Genomic DNA, 20,958 nt, shown 5'->3' on the forward strand with positions numbered 1-20,958 from the left:
TCCGGCGGCCAGCCGGGCCGTCGGCCGACCGGCCGGGCGAGCGCGCCGCGCGGCGGCCGCCGGCTCGCGGTGCTCGGGGATCGCCCGTACGCACTGCTCGCCCTGCTCAACGCGGTGCTGTGCCTCAACATGCCGGTGCTCAGCTTCGGGTTGCCGCTGTGGGTGGTGCGCGGGACGGACGCGCCGGCGGCGATGGCGGCGGTGGTGCTGGTCGGCAACATGCTGGCCGTGGTGGTCTGCCAGGTCAGGGTGGCCCGCCGGGTGACCGACCTGGCCGCCGCCGCCCGTGCCACCCGGCGGGCCGGTTGGCTGCTCTGCCTGGCCTGCCTCGGGTACGCGCTGTCCGGCCTCGCGGCCGGGCCCGAACTGACCGTGCTGGCCCTGCTGTCGGCGGCCGGCGTCCAGGTGTACGGCGAGATGCTGCACGGGGCGGGGAGTTGGGAGATCGGCTTCGGGCTGGCCCGGCCGGACCGGCAGGGCCAGTACCAGGGGCTGTTCGCCGTGGGGCCGCAGCTCGCCCGGATGCTGGGGCCGGCGTTGCTGACGTTGCTGCTGATCTCCTGGGGGCCGCCGGGCTGGCTGGTGCTCGGCGGCCTGTTCCTGGCGGCCGGTGCCGCGTGCGGCCCGGTGGTGCGCCACGCCGAACGCGCCGGGCCTGGCGGGCGCACGCGGTGGCGCGGTGGCGCGCGGTGGCGCGCACGGGGAACGCGCGCCGGTTGACGGGTCGGTTTCGGCGCCGGTCGGTCGCCGAGTACCCACTTTTTTGTGGGTACTTGGCAGTCGGCGCCCGGCCGGCGAACCTGGTGGTGGCGGGGCGGTCGGCCGCCAGGGGCGGGCGGTGTGGTCGAGGTGGGGCGGACGGCTCAGTGGGCCAGCACCGTCCCGGCCGCGACGAGCTTCTCCAGTCGGCGGTGTCCCCAGTCGGAGAGCGGGGCCAGCGCCGTGGACAGCTCGCGGCCGAACGGGGTCAGGGAGTACTCGGTCCGCAGCGGGAGTTCGTCGTAGACCTCGCGGTGCACCAGGCCGTCGTCCGCCATCTCGCGCAGGGCGTTGGTCAGGACCTTCTCGCTGAGCCCCGGCAACAGCCGGCGTAGTTCGCCGGGCCGGTGCGGGCCGGATTCGAGCTGCCAGAGCAGCGCGGTCTTCCACTTGCCGTCGATCACGCTGATCGCGGCGGTGACGCCACACACCTCGGTGTCATAGGCACGGCTGCGCGTCATCAATGCCCCTTTTGTTGCTGCTTGTTGTCATCTGTCGTTGTCTGCCGCTGGCCGCGACCGGCCGGTGTGGCAGGCATGCCAGCCCGCTGTCCCCGCGCGCTCCCCTGTACCTACGCGCGCTCGGGCGGTTCTATTTCGGACTACCCGGAGTCCACGGACTCCGGATGAAGGAGAGACCCGTCATGACGTCAACAACCCCGTCCGTCACGGCCCCCGTGACCGTGCTGGGGCTCGGTCCGATGGGGCGGTCGCTCGCCGAGGCCTTCCTGGCGGCCGGCCACCCGACCACGGTCTGGAACCGGACCGCTGGCCGGGACCGGGAGCTGCTCGCCCGGGGCGCGCACGGCGCGGCCACCGCGGCCGAGGCGGTGACCGCCAGCGAGCTGGTGGTGATCTGCGTGCTGGACAACGCCGCCGTGGAGGCCGTGTTGGCCGGCCCCGGGGTGGCCGAGGCGCTGGCCGGGCGCACGGTGGTGAACCTGAGCGCGGACACCCCGGCCCGCGCCCGCCAGTTGGCGGCCTGGGCCGCCGAGCACGGCGTGGACTACCTGGACGGCGCGATCATGACGCCGGTCACCACCATCGGCACCCCCGACGCGGTCTACCTGCACAGCGGCCCCGAGGAGCTGTACCGGCGGCACCTGCCGACGCTCACCGCGCTCGGCCCCGGCCACTCCTACCTCGGCGCGGAGATCGGCCGGGCCGCAGCCCACGACCTGGCGCTGCTCGACATCTTCTGGTCGGCGATGTCCGGTTACGCCCACGCGCTGGCCGTCGCGCGGGCCGAGGGCGTCACCGGCCGGGAGCTGGCCCCGTTCGCCCAGGGCATCGTGGCGATCCTGCCGCCGATCTTCGAGGCGTTGGCCGGCGACCTGGACGACGGCACCTTCTCCGGCGAGGACAACCCGCTCACCTCGGCGGCCTCCTCCATGGCCCACGTCATCGAGGCGTCCGAGAGCCACGGCATCGACGCCGGCGTGATGCGGGCGGCCGAGGGCCTGGCCCGCCGGGTCATCGGACTCGGCCACGGCGAGGGCGGCTTCATCCGGACCGCCGAGCTGCTCAACCCCCGGGCCTGACCGGCCCGTTCGCCCCGGGGCGGGAACGCGCGTTCCCGCCCCGGGGCGTCGTGCGTCCCCCGGTCCCCGGGGTCCGTTGTCGCGCCGGGCGGTCGGTCGCACGGTGGGCCGGGTGACGGAGACCGGGACCGTCCGGCGGCTCGCTCCTCCGCAGCCCGTCGCCCGGCCGCCGGGACCTCGTCGGGCCCCGGTTCCCGAGCCGGCGGCGGCATCGCGGCGCCCGAGGCCCGCCGGGCCGTGTCGGGGGCGCGGGGGACGGCCCGCGTCGGCGCGGCCCGGTGCGCTGGCCGCGCGGGCCGGGCCGACCGCCGTGCGCCGACGGTCGGCCCGGCCCGCCCCGATTTGGCAGCCTTCGCGGCGGGGGCCGCCGATGGCCGAACTCCGCGGTGGCCAGGCTAAACCCGGGGTCGGCCGGTTTACCCGCGGCGTGACGCGCCACGCTTTACCTGACCGCCCGGGGCACCGGACGGTCGCGCCGGCGCCACCACCCGACGCCGCGCGCCGAAGCGCTGAAGCGCCGAAGCACCCGCGCCCCGAGCACCTGAGCACCCGAGCACCTGAGCACCTGAGCACCCGAGCACCCGAGCGTCCGAGCACCTGAGCACCTGAGCACCTGAGCACCTGAGCACCTGAGCACCTGAGCGTCCGAGCACCGATCCGACCTGACCCGCGCATCCCGCACGGAGGGACCCAACGTGCCGCACCACCGGCTCACCGACCTGTACCCGCGCGAGCGGCTCGCCACGGTCCTGCCGCCGCCCGGCCGTTGGCGCCCGCTGCCGCCGGCCGCCGACCGCGCGGCCTGGGGCCGGGTGCCGGAGGCGGCCCGGGCCCAGGCCCTCGCCCGCGCCGCGGCCCCGCTCGCCGACCCGTCGGGCGACGGGTCGGACGCCGACCGGGAGCCCGAGCCACCCGCCCGCCGCACCCGGCTGATCGCCGCCGTCACCCGGACCCTGCTGCTCGGCCCCGGCGCCGCCACCGGGGAACTGACCGCGCTGGTCCGGCTGATCTGCGCCGAGCCCAGCTGGCGCGGTTCGCCGGAGCGGCCGGGCCAGCCGGACGATCCGGCGGCGCGGGCCGCGCCGGATGTGCACGCCGCCGAGACGGCCGCGCTGCTGGCCCACACCTGGCTGCTGGCGCGGGACGAGCTGCCGGCCGACCTGGTCGCCACGCTGACCGCCGAGGTGCGCTCCCGGGTGCTCACCCCGTTCGGCGCCGGCGACGTGGGCCAGCCACCCGAGCCGCCGGGGCAGACCGCCTGCGCTGGCCGGCTCGCCGCACAACTGCTGCCCGCCGCCCTGCTGTTGGCGGCGGACGCCGAAACGCTGCTGACCGCCGTGGTCCGGGCGGTGCGGGTGCTGGACCGCTGGCTGGCCGGCGTGCCGGAGGACGGCGGCGGCGCGGACGGCATCGCCGCCTGGTGGGGCTCGGCCGCCGCCGGCTTCGAGGCCCTGGAGACCCTCGCCGACGCCACCGGCGACCCCGCCGGCCTGGCGCTGCCCCGGCTGGCGGCGCTCGCGCGCTATCCGGTCGCCGCCCGGATCGCCGGCCCCTGGTACGTCAACTTCGGCGCCGGCCCACCCTGGTTGGGGCCGGTCGAGCCGGGCCTGCTGTTCCGCTACGGGCGCCGGGTCGGCGCCCCCGAGGTCGCCGCGCTGGCCGCCACCGTCCCGCCGGCCGAGACGCCGGACGCCGGCGGCGGCACGCTGGCCCGGCTGGTCACCCCGCTGCTGGACGCGGAGTGGACGGGGGCGGCCGCCGGCCCCGGCCCGGCGCTGCCCCGGCAGCACTGGCTGCCGGACACCCGGCTCATGGTGGCGCGGGAACGCGGCGACCGCCCGGACGGCCTGTTCCTGGCCGCCACGGCCGGCCACGCCGGACCCCGACACCCGCACGCGGCGGGCTCGTTTTTCCTCGCCCACCGGGGCCGGCCGGTCGTCGTCGAGCCCGGCCTGGGCGACGCACCGGGACCGCCCCTGGACCCGCACCGGCACCGGGAGAGAACCCCCCAAGGGCACCGGGAGGCGGAACGGGGCCGGTGGTGGGGCTGGGAACGGGAACGGAACCGGCACCGGGAACGCCCCGACCGGTGGGCCACCGGCGCGGCCTGGCACAACCTCCCGGTGGTCAACGGCGTCTCGCCGACGGCCGGCGCGGCACGGGCCGCCGGGGTGGCCGCCGTGCTGGCGGACGGCAGTGCCGAGCTGTCCCTCGACCTGGCGGCCGGCTGGCCGCCGGAGGCCGGGGTGGCCAGCTGGCGGCGGACCCTGCGGCTGCGCCGCGCCGGTGCCGACGGGCCGGCCGAGGTCACCGTCGAGGAGCGCTGGCGGTTGACCACGCCCCCGGCCGGTGGCCTGGCGCTGCACCTGGTCACCACGCACCCGGTGGCGGTCGGCCCGACGCCGGGAAGCGTGCTGCTCGGGGCGCCGGGCCACCGGGTGCTGCTGGGGTACGACGCCGCCCTGTTCTGCCTGGCGATCGAGGAACGCGCGGTGGCCGATCCCGAGCTGGCCGCCGTCTGGGACGGGCGGCTGCACCGGTTGCGGCTGGTCGCCACCGTGCCCGCCGTCGCCGGCCACACCCGGCTCGCCTTCCGTGCCGTCGAACCCGCGCCGCGCGGCGACGGGCCGGCCGAGCCGGCCGGGGCCGCCGGCCGGCGCGGCGCCGGGTGGTGACCGCCGGCGCGGTGCCGCGCGACGCGGGTTCGACGCGGCGCCGGGTGGTGACCGCCGGCGCGCCGCGGGCCCCGGCCGGGGGCCGGCGGCCGTTACGTTCGCCCCATGGACTCCAGCGAAGTGCGTGACCTGTTGGCCCAAGCGCCGCTGATGGCGCGGCCCCTGCCGCCGTTCGACCCGGACGCGGCGCCGGCCGCGCCGACCGCGCTGTTCACCAGCTGGCTGGCCGAGGCCAACGCGGCCGGCGTGCTGGACCCCGGCGCCGTCGTGCTCGCCACGGCCGGCGCCGACGGCCGGCCGGACGCCCGGATCGTCGCCCTGCGGGACGTCGAACCGGTGGAGGCCGGCTGGGTGTTCGCCACCGACGCCGCCAGCCCCAAGGGCATCCAACTGGCCCAGCAACCGGCGGCCGCGCTCACCTTCTACTGGCCGGCCCAGGGCCGGCAGGTCCGGGTCAGGGGCGATGTCACCCAGGCCACCAGGGAGGTCTCGCTGGACGACTTCCGGGGCCGCTCCCCGGCGTCCAGGGTGGCCGGCCTGATCGGCCGGCAGTCCACCCCGCTGGCCGCGCTGACCGACTGGGATCTCGCGGCGGAGGGCGCCAGCCGGCAGCTGGGCAACCACCAGGACGCCCACCCACCGGGCCACACGGTCTACACGCTCGCCGCCCACCAGGTCGAGTTCTGGCAGGGCGACGCCGGCCGGCGGCATGTCCGGCTGAGCTACACCCGGGCGACGGACGGCGGCTGGGCGCGGTCCCTGCTCTGGCCCTGAGGCCCGGACCGGGGTCGGCCGGCTGGCGGGGCTCCCGGGGGGGTGCCTCTATGTCCTTCGTCAAGGCGCCCTTGTCGGGCTTGGGGTGTTTTGGTCTTGCTGGGGTCATGCGGCGAGGTTGACGTCCGTGGGCGTGCGGGACTCGTAGTAGGTGCCGTCGCGGAGCATGGCGAACAGGACGCTGGTGCGTTGGCGGGCGAGTCGGAGGAGGGCTTGGGTGTGGGTCTTGCCGCGGGCTCGCTGGCGGTCGTAGTAGGTGCGGGAGGCCGGGTCGGCGTTCATGCAGGCGAAGGCGGACAGGAACATCGCTCGTTTGAGTTGGCGGTTCCCGCCTCGGGGTGCGTGTTCGCCGTGGATCGAGGTGCCGGACGATTTCGTTGTCGGAGCGAGTCCGGCGTAGGAGGCGAGGTGGGCGGCGGTGGGGAAGCTGGTGCCGTCGCCGACGGTGACCAGCAGGACGGCGGCGGTCCTGACGCCGATGCCGGGCATCGAGGTCAGGACCGGGGAAAGAGGGTGGGCCTCCAGCAGGGTGTTGATCTGGGCTTCCAGGGCCCGGCGCTGGGTGTGGACGGCGGCGAGCGAGGCGGCCAGGGAGGGCACGACGATGTCGAGGGTGCCCGTGCCGGGGACGACGACGGTCTGTTCGTCGAGCGCGTTGAAGACGTCGTCGATCAACCGCTGAGCCATGCGGGGGGCTTTCGGGCGGATCAGCTCCACGAGTCTGCGGCGACCGGCCCTGCGCAGGGCGGCCGGGGAGCCGTAGCGTTCCAGGAGCCAGGTGACGGCCTGGTGGTCGAGACGGGGGCCCAGGACGCGTTCCAGCGACGGGTGGAACTGGGTGAGGAGGCCGCGTATCCGGTTGGACGTGCGGGTGGCCTCGGCGGCGAGGTCCTGGTCGAAGCCGACGAGGACCGTGAGTTCGGCGGTGATCTCGTCGGTCAGCTCCAGGGACCGCAGGGTGTGCGGCATAGTGCGGGCCGCGTCCGCGATCACTGCGGCGTCTTTGGCGTCGGTCTTGGCCTCGCCGGGGTAGAGGTCGGCGATCCGCCGCATTGCCAAGCCGGGCAGGTAGGCGACACGGCAGCCCGCGTCGCGGGCGACCGTCAGTGGCAGGGCCCCGATGGAAGCGGGCTGGTCCACGATTACCAGAACGGTGCCGAACTTCGCGGTCAGCTTGTCGAAAACTGCCCGCAGCTTGGGTTCGCTGTTGGGGAGCGGCTTGTCGAAGACCTTCTTGCCCGCGAAGGTCAGTCCGTGGCCATGGTGGGCGGACTTGCCCACGTCCAGGCCCAGGAACACGCCGACGTTGTCGATCTCGAACATGCTGCCTTTCCCGGGGTGTTGACGGTGCCGGCCTCGGCTTGGGTGTCGTGCTCGCGCATCCACGTTATGCAGACCTGCCGCCCGCGAGCTGTCCGGCGTTGCGCCGGACCGGACGGTGGCCGGACCTCTGATCAGCGTCTCCGACGAGCACCCCGGGCCCGGTGACACCCCCCCCAGGTCATGCCTTCGACAGGGGGACACAGTCATGCCGGGCCCGGAGGCCAGCGGCCCTCTTGCAGGACCGCGAAGAACATAACGGGGGCGGCTCGGGGGTGTCGGCCGGCTGTCGGCCGACGGTGCTGGGCGGCTGGGCGGCTGGGCGGCTGGGTGGCTCGGTGGCCCGGCGGGCGGCTCGGCCGGTGGGTCGCCGGTGGGTCGTCAACGGGTGCTCGCGCGCCGGGAATTGTCAGTGCCCGGTGATACCTATGGAGGTGTCAGAAAGGAGCCTTCACCTTGGCCGTCTGCCGTGGGATATCCGCAGCTCCGGGGCCCCGGCGCCCCGTTCACCGCACCCTGCCCGGCGTTCGCCCCACTTCTCAGGTCCAGCTCGGCCTGACCTCGCCCAGGGCGGCCGCCCAGGGCGGGAATGACGACCACCACGCCTCTCTCCGACCCGACCGTCCGGCCCGCGTCCGCCGGCGCGACGCCCGCTAGCCGCAGCCCGTTCGCCCGCCGCGGGAGGCCGCCACCCTCCCGCGGCGGGTCCCCGTCCCGGTTTCCGTGCGCGCCGGCCGTCCCGGCGGTCCGGCGAGTCCAGCCCGTTCCGTCAGTTCAGCCGGTCCACCCGGTGCAGCCTCGCAACCAGTTCAGCCCGTTCAACCAGTTCGGCGAGCGCGGCGCGGGTTCAGTCCGCCGGGCCCGCCCGCCCTCGCCCCGCAGGCCGGCGCGCCGGCCACGGCGCCCAGCGGCCCCCGGGCAGGGTGGCCAGCCGCCGCTCGGCCAACGTCCGCCGCTGCGGGTCCAGTTCGCTGGTCCGCCGCTGCTGGCTCGACCGCTCCCGGCCATCCGCGTCCCACCAGGTGAAGCCGCACCACCGCGTGCCCACCTGTTCCGACAACCGACCCGCCAGCACCCCGAGAAAGGTCCACTCCAGTGCTTCCACCAACGCGTCGGCCGACTCGTCGCAGGCGTCGCACCCACAGCTGGGAAACGCCTCGGCGGCGAGCATCCCGGCCCGCAGGGTCACCGACGGATACGGCTCCAGGAGCACGGTCAGCGGCGCCGCGTCCGCCGCCGCCGGCGTCAGCACGATGCGCCCGGGCGTCGCCCGCTCGACCCGCGCCTCGTACTCGGCCGCACCGTGCGCGACCAGCGCCTGGGCCACGGTGTGCAGCACGCCGAACCGCTCGGGGAAGGAGTCGACTGAGTAGGCGGACTCCGGCGGGCCGGACTCCGGGTCCCACCGGTCCCCGAAGTCGATCACCGTACCGTCCGGCCCCCGGAACTCCCGCTGCGGGAGCCACGGCCGTACATACGCGCCCATACCGCGTCCCCACGTTTCCGCGCGGGCGCCGGCCGGCGCCCGCTAGTCTCTACCCGGCCACTCCGAAGGCACCCCGAGCCCGTGACCCGGCACCAGCCGGACGGGCTCTGGGTCGACGAACCACCTTTGACAAGCGAACAGTTGACCCCGCCATGCTCCTCGCCCGCCTGCTCCTCTTCCTCGGCTGCGGCACCATCATCGCCGCCCTGCTCTTCAGCGCCGCCGCCTGTACCGTCCTCCGCTGACCGGCCGCCCGGCGCCGCCGCACCCCCGGCAGGGCGCGGCGCGGCGCCCCGCCACCGCCTCGGACGGCCGGGTCAGTCGCCCAGGGCGCGGGCCAGGATCGCCTCGACCACCTCGGACTTGGCGTCCGCGTAGTTCTGCACGTACTTCCAGCTCCGCCCGGCGAGCGCCCGCTTGGTCTCCGCGTACAGATCGCGCTCCGCGTCATGCGCGCGGAGCCGGTCACGGAAGCCGAGCACCCGCCGGATCTCCGGCGAACCAGCAGACAGCACATGGAGGTTGACGCCGTCCACGCCGGGCGCCGGGTCCGTTTTCCGGAGCACCCGGTGCTCGTGCCAGTCCGGCTCGCGGATCACGACCCGGTACCCGAGCGGCTCCAACGCCGGCACGTAGGACGCCTCGTCGGCCGACTCCGGCACCACCAGCAGCATGTCGATGATCGGCTTGGCGGTCAGCCCCGGCACCGAGGTGGAGCCGGTGTGCTCCAGCCGGTGCGCCAGCCCGGCCAGCCGACGGTGGATGCCCGCCGCCTCGGCGGCGAACACCCCGGGCCACGCCGGGTCGTAGGGCACCAGCCGGACGGGGCCGTTGAGTTGGCGCGGGGCGCCGACCGTCGCCGCCTCGATCTCCGCGTCGCTCATGGCCACGCCGGCGCCGCTCCGGCCGAGCGTCGCCAGCAACAGGTCCGCGACCTCGGCCGGCGACGGCGTCGTGGTGTCCACCACCTCGAACTCCGTCCGCAACCAGGGCAACGCCTCCTGGTAGGGCGCCACATGCTCCAGCCGCCAGGTGGCGGCGGTGGCACTGGCCGGGTCCACGTCCGTCCGGATCCGCCCGGTCAGCGTCTCCGCGTCGGTGTGCAGCAGGAACGGGCGCACCGGGAGGCCGGCCTCGGCGAAGCCCGCGCGCAGCTCCCGCCAGTACTCCTCGACCAGCACCGTCTGCGGGATGACCAGGGTGCCACCGGTGTGGTCGAGCAGCCGGCGCGCGGTGTCCACCACCAGCTGCCGCCACGGCGGCCACTGCTGGAAGTCGGTGACCTGCTGCCAGTCGAGGACGTGCCTGAGCATCAGGCCCACGGTCTCCGAGTCGAAGAGCCGCGCCTCGGGCAGCCGCTCCACCAGAGCCCGCGCCGTGGTCGTCTTTCCCGCGCCGAAGGCGCCGTTCAACCAGATGATCATCCCGCCGAGGTTATCGGCGGACGACGGCCCGCGCACCGGCTCGGAACAGAACGATCCGAAGTGGGCGAGGCTGGCTGCGGTTTGGCGAGGTGGACGGCAGTTTGGGGGAAACTTTCCGACATACGGGCACCGGGGCCACTCGGTCGGGTGATGCTCTGCTTGCGGTGGTATGGCGGGCGGCGGCAGGGTGTGCCGGCATGGACCACACTCAGCAGGCGATGGCCAGGCTCGCCTCGTCCGGGGTCGGAGGCATCGCCCTGACCTGGGTCGACAACGCCGGGATCACCCGCGTCAAGACGGTGCCGACGGCGCGGCTGAAGGAGGTCGTCCACAACGGGGTCGGCATGTCACCCGTCTTCGACGTCTACCTGGTCGACGACTCGATGACGGAGAGCCCGCACACCGGCGGGCCCGACGGCGACCTGCGACTGGTGCCCGACCTGGACCGGCTGACGGTGCTGGCCGGCCAACCCGGCTGGGCCTGGGCCCCGGTGGACCGGTACCAGGCCAGCCGGGCCCCTTACCCCGGCTGTCAGCGCGGCTTCGCCGGCCGGCAGGTCGCCCGCGCCGCCGAGGAGTTCGAGCTGGACCTCCTGATGGGTTTCGAGACCGAGTGGGTGGTCGGGGACGGCACCACCGGACGCGGCCCCGCCTACGGCATGGCCCGGCTGGTGGAACACTCGGACTACCTGCGGGAGGTGCTGGCCGCCCTCGACGCGCAGGGCATGGCGCCGCTCCAACTCCACCCGGAGTACGCCGTCGGCCAGTTCGAGGTGTCGGTGGCACCGGCCAGCCCGGTGGCCGCCGCCGACCAGGCGGTCCTGGTCCGGGAGACCATCCGGGCGGTCTCGGCCCGGCACCGGCTGCCGGTCTCGTTCGCGCCCGTGCCCCACCTCGGTGGGCTGGGCAACGGCCGACACCTGCACCTGAGCCTGTGGCGGGACGGCAAGAACCTCTGCCGGGGCGGCGACGGCCCGTTCGGCATGACCGCCGACTGCGAGGCGTTCCTGGCCGGAGTCCACCGGGAGCTGCCCGCGCTGCTGGCGCTGGGCGCGCCGTCGCCCGCCAGCTACCTGCGGCTGCGGCCGTCCCAGTGGGCCGGCGCCTACCACTGCTGGGGGCTGGAGAACCGGGAGGCCGCGCTGCGCTTCGTCACCGGCTCCCCGGACGACCTCGGCGGCGCCAACGCCGAGGTCAAGTGCTTCGACGGGGCGGCCAACCCCTACCTCGTGGTGGGCGCCGTGTTGGCCGCCGGGCTGGCCGGGCTGCGCGAGGGACTGACCCTGCCGGTGCCGGTCACCGGCGACCCGGCCCACCAGCCGGGGCAGCGGCGGCTGCCCGAGGCGCTGCCGGAGGCGGTGCGCCGGCTCGCCGAGTCGGCGGTGCTGCGGGAGGCGATGGGGGAGGAGCTGCTGGGCGCGGTGTTGGCGGTGCGGCAGGCCGAGAGCGACCTGTTCACCGCGCTGGCACCCGAGGAACTGGTGGGGGCGATCCGTGACCGCTACTGAACCGGGGCCGCCCCTCTCGGAGCAGCGGCGCCCCGCCAGCCCGAACCACCCCGCCGGCCCGAACCGCCCCGCACCCGGCTATCCCGCACCCGGCCATCCCGCACCGGCCCACCCAGCGGCGGACCATCTCGGTATCGACGTCGGCCCGGAAGCCGGGCTGCCGCCGCTGGTCGACCAGCACTGCCACGGTGTGCTGCGCCAAGTGCCCACCGAGCTGGCCGCGTTCGCCGGCTGGCTGACCGAGTCGAACGCTCCGGCGGCCGCCGGCACCAGCCACTTCGACAGCGCGCTGGGCCTGGCCGTGCGCCGCTGGTGCCCGCCGGCGCTCGGGCTGCCGGCGTACGCGTCGGCCGAGGAGTACCTGGAAGCCCGGCGGGCGTTGGGGGCGGCGGAGGTGACCCGCCGCCTGCTGCGCGCCGCCGGCATCGGCACCCTGCTGGTGGACGACGGGCCACTGCCCGGCGAACTGCTCACGCCCGCCGAGTTGGGGAGCGCCGCCGAGGCGACGACCCACGTCGTCACCCGGCTGGAGTCGCTGGCCGAGGCGGTGGCCGACCGCGCCGGCCGGGACACCGACGCCTTCCTCGCCGAGCTGGCCGCCGCGATCGACGCCGCCCGGGCCCGTTCGGTGGCCTTCAAGTCGGTGGCCGCGTACCGGCATGGTCTGCACCTCGCCCCGGAACCACCGAGCCGGGCCGAGCTGTGGACGGCGGCCGAGCGCTGGCTGCGCACCCGCCGCCCCGGCGGCCGGCTGGGCAACGAGGCGCTGCTGCGGCACCTGCTGTGGTCGGCCGTGGACACCGGGCTGCCCCTGCAACTGCACACCGGCATCGGCGACAGCGACCTGCGGCTGCACAACGCCGACCCGGCGCTGTTCACCGACTTCGTCCGGGCGGCGGCGCCGACCGGCTGCCCGCTGGTACTGCTGCACTGCTACCCGTTCCACCGGCAGGCCGGCTACCTGGCCTCGGTCTACCCCCAGGTGTACGCGGACCTCGGGCTCACCCTGAGCCAGGTCGGCGGCCGGGCGCCGGTGGTGCTGGCCGAGACGTTGGAACTGGCGCCGTTCAGCAAGGTGCTCTTCTCCACGGATGCCTACGGCCTGCCGGAGCTGTACCTGGTCGGTGCGCGGCAGTTCCGCTGGGCGCTGTCGGAGGTACTCACCGGAGCCACCTGGCCGGCGGCCGACGCCCGGCGGGCGACCGCAGCGATCGGGGCGGGGAACGCCCACCGCCTCTACCGGCTGCCGGCCGCCCCCTCCTGACCCGCCCCGGGGCGGCACCGGTCGGGGCCGGGCCCGGCACCCGTCGGCGCGGGCGCGGCGTCGCCGTGGCGGCGGAGGTAGGCCAGCACGGCCAGGACCCGGCGGTGGCCGCTGTCGCCCGCCGACAGGCCGAGCTTGAGGAAGACACCGCCGATGTGCTTGTGGACGGCGTTCTCGGTGACGACGAGCCGGCGGGCGATGGTCGCGTTGTCGTGGCCCTCGGCCATCAGCGCGAGGACCTCACGTTCGCGGGCGGTCAGCGCGTCTACGGGGTCGCCGCGCGCCAGCAGTTGGGCGATGACCTCCGGGTCCATGGCGGTGCCACCGGCGGCCACCCGGCGCAGCGCGTCGGTGAACTCCCCGATCCGGCTCACCCGGTCCTTGAGGAGATAACCGATGCCGCCCCGGGCGTCGGCGAGGAGGCGGCTCGCGTACTCCTGCTCCACGTACTGGGACAGGACCAGGACGGGCAGGCCCGGCCGGTCGCGCCGGGCCCGGACCGCGGCCCGGACGCCCTCGTCGCGGAAGGACGGGGGCAGTCGCACGTCCACGATGGTGACGTCAGGACGGTGCTCCTCGACGGCGGCGAGGAACGCGGGGGCGTCGGCGGCGATGGCGACGACCTCGAAGCCCTGCGAGTTGAGCAGCAGCTCAAGTCCGGACGACAGCAGGACGTTGTCCTCGGCGATCACCACGCGCACGGCAGCTCCACGGCGACGGTGGTCGGCCCGCCCGGCGGACTGCTGATCGCCAGGGTGCCGTCCAGGGCGGCGGCGCGGCGACGCATCCCGTCCAGGCCCGTGCCCCTGGTCGGGTCCGCTCCGCCGACCCCGTCGTCGGATATCTCCGCGCGGAGCAACGGGCCGTCGCGGGCGACGCGGACCGTGGCACGGGTGGCGCGGCCGTGTCGCGCGGTGTTCGCCAGCGCCTCGGTGACGGCGAAGTAGGCGACCGCCTCGACGGCCGCGGGTATCTCGCCGAGCGGACCGACATCGATTCGGGTCGGCACCCCGGCCCTGGTGGCCAGGGTGCTGAGCGCGCCGGGCAATCCCTGGTCGGCCAGCACCGGGGGGTACATGGTGCGGATGACGGAACGCAGTTCGGTCATCGCGTCCTCGGTCTCGGCGTGTGCCTGGCGGACCAGGACGGCCGCCGCGTCCGGGTCCTCGGGGAAGCGCTCGCCGGCCACGGCCAGCCGCATCGCGATGGCCACGAGCCGGGCCTGGGTGCCGTCGTGCAGGTCGCGCTCGATGCGGCGGAGTTCCGCGCTGTGTGCCTGGAGGACATCCGTGCGGGTCCGGGTGAGCTCGGTGACACGTGCCCCCAGCCGGTCGGCCGGCGACGGGGCCAGGACCGCGAGGCAGCACCGGGCGTGGGCCCTGGCCAGGGGCGGGAGGAGGAGGGCGGCCAGTGCGGCGAGAAGCACGAGATTCAGCAGGCCGAGCGACAGCGCGGCGCCCCAGCTGGTGAGCGGAACGCTGAACACGGGCAGCCACGGCGCCGAGGGGAAGGCCCACCACGTCACCGCGACGACGGGAGTGGCCAGCAGGCTGCCCAGGCAGAGCAGGGCGACGGCGCCGGCCGGCAGACCGGCGACCACCTGCACCCCGAGCCAGCCGAGGTTGCGGCGGACGGTGCGCGGCCGCGGCCGCACCCGCTGGCCCAACAAGGCCCCGGCGTGCCTCCGGTGCCGCTCCGCCCAGGACTGGGCCAGCGCGGGAACGCACAGCGCGGGCGCCGCGGCGAGTGTCACCAGCGCGGCCACCAGGGTGCCGAGCAGGTAACGCCCGCCGCGCAACACCCTGGGCATCGCCGAACGGGCCGCGCCGAACAGGTCGTGCAGGCCACGCACTTGCTTCTCCTTCCCGCTGTCGTCATCAGTCGTCATCAGTCGTCATCGGGGTCGTTATCGGAGTGGGTCATCGGTGTGAGGGGGCACCACGTGATGAACCCTAGGCACCGGGTGTGCCGATGGCACTACAGCCAGCTGTACCTTTCCTTTGGTAGCTCACGGTAGCGACCGACCCCCGGTCGGTTACTTAACGTGGCGGCATGAGATTCCTTCGCCCGCTCGGCGGGTCGTCCCAGTCGCCCGTCCCGCAGCCGCCCTCCTCCGAGGTGTCCTCCGCCCAGCCCGCAACCGCCCGGCCGTCCAACCGCCCGTCGGATCGGCCCGAGCGGTGGCGCCGCCGTGCCGGCCGCCGGTGGTTGCCGGCCGCCGCCCTCGCCCTCGTCGCCGCCTGCGTGGCCGTCGGCCTCCAGCTGCCGGCCGGTGCGCACGACGCGGCCCCGGCCGGATACCGGCAGAGCGACCTGCGCCGGGACACCGACGCCATCCGGGCGTTGGGCGTCACCGGCGTCCAGGCGCGGGTGACCACCGACGTCGGCCGCGAGCTGGTCGCCACCAGCGGCGTCGCCGAGGTGGGCACCGGCCGTCCGGTGCCGCCGGACGGCTACTTCCGGATGGCGAGCACCGGCAAGGCGCTGGTGGCCACGGTCGTCCTGCAACTGGTGGACGAGGGCGGCCTGGCGCTCGACGACACGGTGGACGACTGGCTGCCCGGCCTGGTCGAGGGCAACGGCAACGACGGGCGCGAGATCACCGTCCGTCAGCTCCTCCAGCACACCAGCGGCATCCGTGACGACCTGCCCGGCTTCGACACCCCGCGGGAGTACCACGAGCGCCGGTACGAGACCTTCACCGCCCAGCAGATCGTGGCCCGGGCGATGGCCCACCCCCCGGACTTCCCGCCCGGCGCCGGCTGGGGCTACGCCAACACCGGCTATGTGCTGCTCGACCTGATCATCGAGCAGGTCACGGGCCGGCCCTGGCACGAGGAGGTCGAGGACCGGGTGCTGCGGCCGCTCGGCATGGACCACACCTACCTGCCGGGCGGTGACCCCACCCTGCGCCGACCCCACGCCCACGCCTACCAGGTCTTCCCGACCGGCGAGCGGGTGGACGTCACGAAGGTGATCATTCCCGATCCCGGCGGCTACGTCTCCACCACGGCGGATGTCAACCGCTTCTTCCTGGGTCTGCTCGGCGGTGAGTTGCTGTCCCCGGCTCGGCTGGCCGAGATGCGGGACACCGTCCCGGTCAACGAGGAGATGCGGGTGTTCTGGCCGGACGGCCGCTATGGCCTCGGTCTGGTCGACCGCCCTCTGTCCTGCGGCGGCCGTTATGTGAGCCACGAGGGAGGCGAGGCCGGTTACATCACCCTGAACGGCGTCACCGAGGACGGCGGTCGCGCCGTCACCGTCTCCATGTCCACCGCGCTCGGTGACTCCCCGGACGCCGTGCTCCGTCAGGAGCGGGCCGCCAGTGACCTCGTCGACCGCGCGCTGTGTGGTGGCCCGGACGACGGGCGGGGCGCGTGAGGGCCGGGCCCGGCCCACGGCGTTCTGCGGCCTTGTCAGTGCTCGGCGCCGAAGAGGGTCAACAGCTCGACGCGGCCGAACATCCGGGCGGTGTCGATGGCGGACGGCTGCCCGGCGGCCGGATCGGCCCCAGCCGCCAGCAGCGTCCGGACCACGGCGGACTCGTTCTTGAAAACCGCGCCGGCGATCGGGGTCTGCCCCCGGTCGTTGGCCCGGGCCGCGTCGGCGCCCCGCTCCAACAGCGCTTCCACGGTGGCCACATGGCCGTGGTAGGCGGCCAGCATCAGCAACGTGTCCCCCTTGTCGTTGCTCAGGTTCACCGGGACCCCCGCGTCCACGTAGGCGGCTACGGTGTCCGTGTCCCCTTCCCTGGCCAGGTCGAACACCTTCGCCGCGAGCTGGAGCACCTCGGGGTCGTGGGCGGGCTCGTTGCTCTCCGGTGCCGGGCCGGTCATGGGGTCTTCCTCCTCGATGGTGCTGTTTGGGCACAGCCTACGTACTCTGGCGGCCATGCTTGCCCGTTTCCCAGCGGCGATCCAGCGCGACCGACTGTTGTTGGTGCCGATCGTCGCTCTGCTGGTCGAGGCCGTGCTCGTGGTGGCGATCGCGAGTTCGTCCCCCGAGCGCACGGTGAACGGGGTGGTCGGCTGGCTGGCGACAGCCGCCGGCACGGGTCTGCTGCCGCTGCGCTTCCGCTGGCCGGTGACGATCGCGGTGCTCTCCCTGGCGCTGACCATGGGGTACTACGTCCTGAGCACCCTCGACGGGCCGGCCGGGCTGACCGTGCTCATCGTGTCGCTGTACAGCGTGGCGCGGGGCGGGCGGCTGGCGGCGGCGGTGGCTGTGGCGGTCTTCGCCATGCTGGTGATCACCTGGGGCGAGGTGCTGGCCGGCGAGGAGGAGCGCCATGTGGACAACATGTCCATGGTGCTCTTCGGCGGCTGGTTCCTGAGTCTGATCATGCTGGGGCACGCGGTGCAGCTGCGCCACGCACACCAGCGCGAGACGGAGCAGCGGCTGCTGGCCGCCGAGCGCGAGCGGGATCTGCGGGCCCAGCAGTCGGCGACCGCCGAACGGCTGCGGCTCGCCCGGGAGTTGCACGACGTGCTGGGTCACAACATCTCGCTGATCAACGTGCGCACCACGGCGGCGCTGCACCGCAGCGCCAAGCGGCCGGGGGAGACGGTGGAGCTGGTCAGTGCCCTGGAGCTGGTGCGCGACACCAGCAAGGAGGCCCTGCGCGAGTTGCGGGCCACCCTGGGGGTGCTCCGGCAGGTCGACGAGGCCGCCCCGGTGGAGCCGGCGGCCGGACTGGAGCGGCTGGGGGAGCTGGTGGACCGCGCCTCCCGCACCGGCCTGGAGATCTCGCTGGCGACGACGGGCGAGCCGCCGGTGCTTCCGCCCAACATCTCGTTGGCCGCCTACCGGATCGTCCAGGAGTCGATCACCAACATCACCCGGCACGCGGACGCCACCAGGGCCTGGGTTCTGGTCGACTACGCCCCGGGCGAGTTGCGGCTGACGGTCTCGGACGACGGGCGGGGTGCCGAGCCGGGGGCGCGGGGCAGCGGCATCCAGGGTATGAGCACCAGGGCCGAGGCCCTGGGCGGCGAGCTGTCCGCCGGCGGCGGGCCGGAGGGTGGTTTCCGGGTCACCGCCCGGCTGCCCCTGCTGGACTGGGCCGAGCCCGATCACCCGGCCCCGGCCGCTGCCGAGCGTGGCGGGCCGGCGTTCACGGACCCGCCGGCGCAGGAGGGCTGACCAGCCGGTACGCCGGAGAACGGGCCGCGTGCCGCGCCGCCCTCGGCCGTGCCTTCAGTGTTGCTTACCTGTCGGATGCAGCAGATTTAACTGGTGCTCAAGTGCGTGGTCAGCGACGCTGGACAGATGATCACAGCAGGTGCGGTGGCCGGCGTCGCGGCCGTGGCCCTCGGGATGGTGCTGACCCCCGGGCCCAACATGATCTACCTGGTCTCCCGCAGCATCACCCAGGGCCGGTGGGCCGGGCTGGTCTCGCTCGGCGGGGTCGCCCTCGGCTTCCTCATCTACCTGACGGCGGCCAACCTGGGCCTGTCCGTCGTCTTCACTGTCGTCCCCGGCCTCTACCTCGCGGTGAAGCTGGCCGGCGCCGGCTACCTCGCCTGGCTGGCCTGGAAGACGTTGCGCCCGGGCGGGGTCTCGGCCTTCGACCGGCAGGACCTGCCCGTGGAGTCCGGGCGCCGGCTCTTCACCATGGGCCTGATGACCTGCCTGCTCAACCCGAAGATCGCCCTCATGTACCTGTCCCTCATACCGCAGTTCGTGGATCCGGCTGCCGGGCACGTCATGGCCCAGGGCTTTCTCCTGGGCAGCGTCCAGGTCGTCATCGGGGTCGCGGTGAACGGCACGTTCGTGCTGGCGGCCGGCCTGATCGCCGCGTTCCTCGCCCGTCGCCCCGGCTGGCTGCGCGCCCAGCGCTACGTGATGGGTACGGTCCTCGGCGGTCTCGCCGCCCACCTGGCCCTGGACAGCTCCCAGCCCGCCCGTGGCTGACCCGCACACCGGAGGCCGTCCCCGCCCCAAGACGCGCCTACCCTGGTCCGCATGACCACGACGCGCCGCGGGGGACCCGACGTGAAGAAGGTGAGGGTCGTTCTCGCCGACGACCAGATGCTGGTGCGGGCGGGGTTCCGTTCCATCCTGTCGGACGAGGACGACATCGCGGTGGTGGGGGAGGCGGCGAACGGCGCCGAGGCCGTCGCGCTGGCCCGGGAGCTGCGCCCCGACATCGTGCTGATGGACATTCGGATGCCGGAGATGGACGGCCTGGCGGCGACCGAGCGGATCGTCGCCGACGAGCGGCTCGCCGAGGTGCGGGTGGTCATCCTGACCACTTTCGACGTGGACGACTACGTCTACGGCGCGCTGCGCGCCGGTGCCTCCGGATTCCTGGTGAAGGACACCGAGCCGATGGAGCTGCTGCACGCGATCCGGGTCTGCGCCCGGGGAGACGCGCTGATCGCGCCGACGGTCACCCGTCGGCTGATCGCGGAGTTCGCCGGCCGGGCCAGGCAGCCCGACCCCAGCCCCCGGCTGAACGCGCTCACCGAGCGGGAACGCGAGGTGCTCGGCCTGGTCGGTGCCGGGCTCACCAACGACGAGATCGCGCGCCGCCTGGTGCTCAGCCCGTCCACCGCCAAGACCCACGTCAGCCGGATCATGACCAAGGTGGACGTCCGGGACCGGGCGCAACTGGTAATCCTGGCCTACGAGTCGGGGATGATCACCCCCGGCTGGCTGGGCTGACCCGGCCGCCCGAGCCACACCTCGCCGTGCGCCGCCCCGACCAGCCCTCCGCCGGGGCGGGACGCCGACCCTGACGGGTGCCCCGGCGCCGAGCCCGCGACGGGCGGCGACGGGCGCCGCTGGTCAGCAGGCCGACCAGGGCCGCGCCCCCGTGTTCCCCTGCCCGCCGCCCCGGAGGCGGCGCCGGCCGCGCCCCGACCCCGGTCTCAGGGCGGGCGCAACCTCGGGGGTACGCCGGGCGCCCCGAGTGCGACCCAGGTGGTAGCCCAGGTGTCAGCTGACGGCCGACGTGCGGAGGCCCGCTTCGCGGCCACCGTGGTGGTGTGACCCCCCAGACCTGGAACCGCCACACTCCGCCGGCTGCCCCGCCCGCCGCCGACGCGGGGGAGGAGCGTCGCCGTGGAGCCGTTCGCCGCCGTCGTCCTGGCCTGTTGCGCGGCCGGTTTCCTGGTGGTCGGCGGCGCGGAGCTGGGCGTGGCGATGCTGCTGCCGGTGTTGGCGCGGGACCGGGCGGAACGCGCGGCGTTGCGCGCCGCTTCCGCGCCGGTGGCGCGGCTCGCCGAGGGGTGGCTGTGGGCCACCCTGCTCTGCCTGCTGCTCTGCTTCCCCACCCTGCCCGGCGCGTTGCCCGGGGCCGGGCCCCTGCTGGGGCCGCTGCTGCTCGGCTGGCTGCTGCGCGGCCTCGGGCGTTGGGGCCGGCCGCCGTTCTCGCGCGGCAGACGGGGCGGCGGGCACGGCGGCGGGCACGGCGGGGGGCTGGATGGTCGTGGGCGCGGTTGGCCCGACGTGCTCTGGAGCGGCGGGAGTTGGCTGGCCGGGTTGGCCTGCGGATGGTTGTTGGCCGCGCTGTTGGCCGAGGGACTGAGTCGCCCGGTCGAGCCGGCGGTCGCGCTGCTCAGCACGGTCTGCGTGGTGTTGTTGCTCCTGGCCCACGGCATCAGCCTGGCCGCGTTGCGGGCCACCGGGCGGCCGTTCCAGCGGGCCAGGCAGCTGACCGGCCGGCCGGGCGGGGACCGTTCGCTGGTGCTGACGGCCGGGCTGTTGGCGACGCTGCCCCCACTGGCCGGCGCTCGCCTGCCGCTGGCCGCGCACGCGGCACCGACGGCGTCGCTCGCCGCGTCGGTGCCGGCGCTGCTGCTGGTCCTCGGCTGGCTCACCCGCGCCCAGCTGCGCCGCTGGCGCGGCAGTCGCCACGACGGCTGACCGACCACCGGACCCGTCGCCGAACCGATCACCGCTCCCGCCACCGGGCCAGGTACGGCGCTCGCCGCGGGGCCTACCACCGTGCTGTCCACCGCGCCTGCCGCCAGGCCGAGCACGGCGGTCGCCGCGGGGCCGGCCACGGTGTTGTCCACCGCGACTGCCACCCACCGTGCCAGCACCGTTCCGCATACCGCCCCCTGCCCCAGTTGGATCACCAGCCGGCTCACCGGTCGCATCACTGGCCGGGGCACCGGTCAGGTCACCGACCGGGCCGCCGAGCCCCGCCGCCCGGGGCCTCTCGGCCTCAGGCCCCGGGCCGCCGGGCCCCGCCGCCCCCTG

At 75.0% G+C, this 20,958-nt stretch carries 18 protein-coding genes and 1 pseudogene; 11 read left to right on the top strand and 8 right to left on the bottom strand.

Annotation, left to right across the window (positions count from 1 at the left end; genetic code table 11):
- Positions 1 to 69: 69 nt before the first annotated feature.
- Positions 70 to 720 carry an MFS transporter gene (locus tag RM844_RS29385; protein WP_311670459.1) on the top strand — a complete coding sequence of 217 codons (651 nt, stop codon included), beginning with the start codon at positions 70 to 72 and terminating at the stop codon, positions 718 to 720.
- 143 nt (positions 721 to 863) lie between these two features.
- On the opposite strand, the gene RM844_RS29390 is transcribed toward RM844_RS29385, so the two are convergent.
- Positions 864 to 1,220 carry a winged helix-turn-helix transcriptional regulator gene (locus tag RM844_RS29390; RefSeq protein WP_311670460.1) on the bottom strand — a complete coding sequence of 119 codons (357 nt, stop codon included), beginning with the start codon at positions 1,218 to 1,220 and terminating at the stop codon, positions 864 to 866.
- Positions 1,221 to 1,402: 182 nt separating this feature from the next.
- Between RM844_RS29390 and RM844_RS29395 the strand changes: the two genes are divergently transcribed.
- The 3 genes from RM844_RS29395 to RM844_RS29405 all read left to right on the top strand — a co-directional run bounded on the left by RM844_RS29395 (position 1,403) and on the right by RM844_RS29405 (position 5,748).
- Positions 1,403 to 2,299 (top strand): NAD(P)-dependent oxidoreductase, encoded by an 897-nt coding sequence (locus RM844_RS29395; protein ID WP_311670461.1) that lies wholly within the window; start codon positions 1,403 to 1,405, stop codon positions 2,297 to 2,299.
- 695 nt (positions 2,300 to 2,994) lie between these two features.
- On the top strand, positions 2,995 to 4,974 hold the full coding sequence (locus RM844_RS29400; protein WP_311670462.1) for a heparinase II/III family protein: 1,980 nt from the start codon (positions 2,995 to 2,997) through the stop codon (positions 4,972 to 4,974).
- Positions 4,975 to 5,079: 105 nt separating this feature from the next.
- On the top strand, positions 5,080 to 5,748 hold the full coding sequence (locus tag RM844_RS29405) for a pyridoxine/pyridoxamine 5'-phosphate oxidase (protein ID WP_311670463.1): 669 nt from the start codon (positions 5,080 to 5,082) through the stop codon (positions 5,746 to 5,748).
- A gap of 105 nt (positions 5,749 to 5,853) precedes the next feature.
- On the opposite strand, the gene RM844_RS29410 is transcribed toward RM844_RS29405, so the two are convergent.
- From RM844_RS29410 to RM844_RS29425, 4 genes and pseudogenes are all read right to left on the bottom strand, one after another.
- Positions 5,854 to 7,071 carry an IS110 family RNA-guided transposase gene (locus RM844_RS29410; RefSeq protein WP_311670464.1) on the bottom strand — a complete coding sequence of 406 codons (1,218 nt, stop codon included), beginning with the start codon at positions 7,069 to 7,071 and terminating at the stop codon, positions 5,854 to 5,856.
- Positions 7,072 to 7,915: 844 nt separating this feature from the next.
- Complete coding sequence (locus RM844_RS29415; protein WP_311670465.1) at positions 7,916 to 8,554, bottom strand: DUF6226 family protein; 639 nt, start codon at positions 8,552 to 8,554, stop codon at positions 7,916 to 7,918.
- Between the two features lie 317 nt (positions 8,555 to 8,871).
- Positions 8,872 to 9,438, bottom strand: a complete 567-nt coding sequence (locus tag RM844_RS29420; protein WP_311670476.1) for a GrpB family protein — start codon at positions 9,436 to 9,438, stop codon at positions 8,872 to 8,874.
- 30 nt (positions 9,439 to 9,468) lie between these two features.
- Positions 9,469 to 9,978 (bottom strand): annotated as a pseudogene (locus RM844_RS29425) (AAA family ATPase); the annotation flags it as partial.
- Positions 9,979 to 10,175: 197 nt separating this feature from the next.
- Here RM844_RS29425 and RM844_RS29430 point away from each other — a divergent pair.
- Both RM844_RS29430 and RM844_RS29435 read left to right on the top strand, forming a co-directional pair.
- A complete protein-coding gene (locus tag RM844_RS29430) occupies positions 10,176 to 11,486 on the top strand; it encodes a glutamine synthetase family protein (RefSeq protein WP_311670466.1) in 1,311 nt (436 codons plus the stop codon).
- Between the two features lie 202 nt (positions 11,487 to 11,688).
- Entirely contained in the window at positions 11,689 to 12,750 is a 1,062-nt protein-coding gene (locus RM844_RS29435) for an amidohydrolase family protein (RefSeq protein ID WP_394814626.1), read from the top strand.
- Here the strand turns inward: RM844_RS29435 and RM844_RS29440 are convergent.
- Both RM844_RS29440 and RM844_RS29445 read right to left on the bottom strand, forming a co-directional pair.
- Positions 12,723 to 13,451 (bottom strand): response regulator transcription factor, encoded by a 729-nt coding sequence (locus RM844_RS29440; RefSeq protein WP_311670467.1) that lies wholly within the window; start codon positions 13,449 to 13,451, stop codon positions 12,723 to 12,725. The two genes, RM844_RS29435 and RM844_RS29440, sit on opposite strands and share 28 nt — an antisense overlap.
- Complete coding sequence (locus RM844_RS29445; RefSeq protein ID WP_311670468.1) at positions 13,439 to 14,638, bottom strand: sensor histidine kinase; 1,200 nt, start codon at positions 14,636 to 14,638, stop codon at positions 13,439 to 13,441. The genes RM844_RS29440 and RM844_RS29445 overlap by 13 nt, the downstream gene beginning before the upstream one ends.
- Positions 14,639 to 14,802: 164 nt before the next feature.
- On the opposite strand from RM844_RS29445, the gene RM844_RS29450 reads away from it, so the two are divergent.
- The gene (locus RM844_RS29450; protein WP_311670469.1) at positions 14,803 to 16,131 is read left to right on the top strand and encodes a serine hydrolase domain-containing protein; all 1,329 of its coding nucleotides are present in this window, start codon (positions 14,803 to 14,805) and stop codon (positions 16,129 to 16,131) included.
- A gap of 35 nt (positions 16,132 to 16,166) precedes the next feature.
- Here RM844_RS29450 and RM844_RS29455 read toward each other — a convergent pair whose 3' ends face one another.
- Positions 16,167 to 16,586 (bottom strand): ankyrin repeat domain-containing protein, encoded by a 420-nt coding sequence (locus tag RM844_RS29455; RefSeq protein ID WP_311670470.1) that lies wholly within the window; start codon positions 16,584 to 16,586, stop codon positions 16,167 to 16,169.
- A gap of 55 nt (positions 16,587 to 16,641) precedes the next feature.
- Between RM844_RS29455 and RM844_RS29460 the strand changes: the two genes are divergently transcribed.
- From RM844_RS29460 to RM844_RS29475, 4 genes are all read left to right on the top strand, one after another.
- On the top strand, positions 16,642 to 17,892 hold the full coding sequence (locus tag RM844_RS29460) for a sensor histidine kinase (RefSeq protein ID WP_311670471.1): 1,251 nt from the start codon (positions 16,642 to 16,644) through the stop codon (positions 17,890 to 17,892).
- A 126-nt stretch (positions 17,893 to 18,018) separates the two neighbouring features.
- A complete protein-coding gene (locus tag RM844_RS29465; protein ID WP_311670472.1) occupies positions 18,019 to 18,663 on the top strand; it encodes a LysE family translocator in 645 nt (214 codons plus the stop codon).
- 51 nt (positions 18,664 to 18,714) lie between these two features.
- Positions 18,715 to 19,416 carry a response regulator transcription factor gene (locus RM844_RS29470; protein ID WP_311670473.1) on the top strand — a complete coding sequence of 234 codons (702 nt, stop codon included), beginning with the start codon at positions 18,715 to 18,717 and terminating at the stop codon, positions 19,414 to 19,416.
- Positions 19,417 to 19,815: 399 nt separating this feature from the next.
- Positions 19,816 to 20,619 (top strand): cytochrome d ubiquinol oxidase subunit II, encoded by an 804-nt coding sequence (locus tag RM844_RS29475; protein WP_311670474.1) that lies wholly within the window; start codon positions 19,816 to 19,818, stop codon positions 20,617 to 20,619.
- Positions 20,620 to 20,958 lie beyond the last annotated feature (339 nt).

The sequence above is a fragment of the Streptomyces chisholmiae genome, assembly GCF_031845445.1.
In the GTDB taxonomy this organism is placed as follows: domain Bacteria; phylum Actinomycetota; class Actinomycetes; order Streptomycetales; family Streptomycetaceae; genus Streptomyces; species Streptomyces chisholmiae.

Coding starts and splice junctions, on each gene's coding strand:
- RM844_RS29430 (WP_311670466.1), top strand. CDS start 10,176: ATGGACCACACTCAGCAGGCGATGGCCAGGCTCGCCTCGTCCGGGGTC.
- RM844_RS29395 (WP_311670461.1), top strand. CDS start 1,403: ATGACGTCAACAACCCCGTCCGTCACGGCCCCCGTGACCGTGCTGGGG.
- RM844_RS29410 (WP_311670464.1), bottom strand. CDS start 7,071: ATGTTCGAGATCGACAACGTCGGCGTGTTCCTGGGCCTGGACGTGGGC.
- RM844_RS29415 (WP_311670465.1), bottom strand. CDS start 8,554: ATGGGCGCGTATGTACGGCCGTGGCTCCCGCAGCGGGAGTTCCGGGGG.
- RM844_RS29460 (WP_311670471.1), top strand. CDS start 16,642: ATGCTTGCCCGTTTCCCAGCGGCGATCCAGCGCGACCGACTGTTGTTG.
- RM844_RS29465 (WP_311670472.1), top strand. CDS start 18,019: ATGATCACAGCAGGTGCGGTGGCCGGCGTCGCGGCCGTGGCCCTCGGG.
- RM844_RS29390 (WP_311670460.1), bottom strand. CDS start 1,220: ATGACGCGCAGCCGTGCCTATGACACCGAGGTGTGTGGCGTCACCGCC.
- RM844_RS29405 (WP_311670463.1), top strand. CDS start 5,080: ATGGACTCCAGCGAAGTGCGTGACCTGTTGGCCCAAGCGCCGCTGATG.
- RM844_RS29420 (WP_311670476.1), bottom strand. CDS start 9,438: ATGAGCGACGCGGAGATCGAGGCGGCGACGGTCGGCGCCCCGCGCCAA.
- RM844_RS29450 (WP_311670469.1), top strand. CDS start 14,803: ATGAGATTCCTTCGCCCGCTCGGCGGGTCGTCCCAGTCGCCCGTCCCG.
- RM844_RS29470 (WP_311670473.1), top strand. CDS start 18,715: ATGACCACGACGCGCCGCGGGGGACCCGACGTGAAGAAGGTGAGGGTC.
- RM844_RS29455 (WP_311670470.1), bottom strand. CDS start 16,586: ATGACCGGCCCGGCACCGGAGAGCAACGAGCCCGCCCACGACCCCGAG.
- RM844_RS29445 (WP_311670468.1), bottom strand. CDS start 14,638: ATGACGACTGATGACGACAGCGGGAAGGAGAAGCAAGTGCGTGGCCTG.